The organism is Streptomyces sp. SID14436 (genome assembly GCF_010548465.1).
Taxonomy (GTDB): domain Bacteria; phylum Actinomycetota; class Actinomycetes; order Streptomycetales; family Streptomycetaceae; genus Streptomyces.
Map to the genome: position 1 here is coordinate 1 of NZ_JAAGMD010000862.1, position 1,706 is coordinate 1,706.

Below are 1,706 nucleotides of genomic sequence, written 5' to 3' on the forward strand. Positions count from 1 at the left end.
CCCCGATCGCCAGGCTGCACGCCAGCGCCGACGCGTCGTCCGGCACGGCCCGCAGCGCCACCGCCGCGCCCAGCAGCCCGATCCCGCAGGCCGCGAACCGCCGTTCGCCGAACCGGCGCAGGAGCGGGCCCGCCGACAGGCCGAGCACCACCGACCCGGCGCCCTGCACGGCGTACAGGACACCGGCGTACGCGGGGGAGCGGCCCAGATCCTCGACCACCGCGTACACCAGCGCCCCGCTCAGGCCCGCGCACAGCATGGTGGCGCCGCCCGCCGACACCAGCGGGCGCAGCCCGGGGTGCGACCACAGGTGACGGGCGCCCTCCACGGTCTGCCGCCAGGCACCGGCCGACGGCCGTACGGGCCGCTCCTCCCGCACCCGCAGCAGCGCGTACAGGACCACCGCGAGCAGGAACGTGACGGCGTCCAGCAGGGCGACGCCCGGCCCGCCGTACGCGGTGTACAGGCCCGCGCCCGCGAGGGGCGCCAGGAGCTTCATGCCCTCGCCGGCGGTGGTGCGCAGGCCGTTGAAGTCACCGAGCAGGGACCCGTCGACGGCCGTGGCGACCAGCGCCGACTCGGCCGCGTCGTGGACGACGCCCGCCGCGCCGTACACGAACAGCACCGCGTACAGCAGCCACAGCCCGTGCGGCGAGTCCACGCGGAGGAGGGTCAGCAGCAGCCCCGCCATCAGCAGGCTCGCCGCGATCAGCAGCGGCTTGCGGCGGAACCGGTCGGCGAGCGTGCCCAGCAGAGGGCCCGCCAGGACGGGGGCCCACAGGGCGAGCATGCACAGCGCGGCCAGCCCGTCGGAGCCGGTGAGGTCCTTGACCCACACCCCGGAGGCGAGCCACAGCGCGGACGTGCCGAAGCCCGACACCACCACCCCGGCGAGGCAGAGCCCCGCGTTCCTGTCCCGCAGCAGGCGTGCCGCGGCCCCGCCCCGGCCGTCCGCCGCACGGTCTGTTCTTCCCGTCGTCATGACCGGTCATCGTGGGACCCGGGGGCCCGGGCGCACATCGGGCATCTGCCGGGTTTCCGGGGGCGGCGGGCGATGAGTCCGGGCGGCGGCATCGGTCTTCCTCCTCAGAAGCGGCGGCATCCGCCGCTGCCCGTACGGTCAGGACCTGAGGAGCACCCGATGACCGACATCCCTCTCGACCTCGGACCGCAGGCGCGGATCGTGGCCCGGCTGGCCGGGGCCGTCACCGACGAGCAGCTGGCGGACCGGACCCCGTGCCCCGATTACCGGGTCCGCCACCTGCTGGGTCATCTGACCGGGCTGGCCGTCGCCTTCCGTGACGCGGCCCGCAAGGATCTCGGCGGGACCACCGACATCGACCCGACGGGCGCCGTGCCCGACGTCGGGCCCGGCTGGCGCCGGGAACTGGACGAGGCGCTGGACGGACTCGCCGAGGCGTGGCGGGACCCGCGGGCGTGGACCGGCACCACCCGGGCCGGCGGGGTGGACCTGCCGGGCGAGGTCGCCGGTGCGGTCGCCGCCGACGAACTGCTCGTCCACGGCTGGGACCTGGCCCGCGCCACCGGCCACGACTACGCACCGGACCCGGCCGCGCTGGCGGCGTCGCACGCCTTCCTGACGGCCGCCGCGAAGGAGTCGGGCGGCGCGGGCAACGGCATCTTCGGCCCGGTCGTGCACGTACCGGCCGACGCCCCGCTGCTGGACCGGACGGTGGCCCTGAGCG

The 1,706-nt window shown here is 76.5% G+C and carries 2 protein-coding genes; one reads left to right on the plus strand and one right to left on the minus strand.

Annotation, left to right across the window (positions count from 1 at the left end; translation table 11 throughout):
* Positions 1 to 982, minus strand: a 982-nt coding sequence (locus tag G3I53_RS31700; RefSeq protein WP_164439018.1) for an MFS transporter, incomplete at its 3' end; no start/stop codon positions are given.
* A gap of 159 nt (positions 983 to 1,141) precedes the next feature.
* On the opposite strand from G3I53_RS31700, the gene G3I53_RS31705 reads away from it, so the two are divergent.
* On the plus strand, positions 1,142 to 1,706 hold a 565-nt coding region (locus G3I53_RS31705; protein WP_164439019.1), incomplete at its 3' end, for a TIGR03086 family metal-binding protein.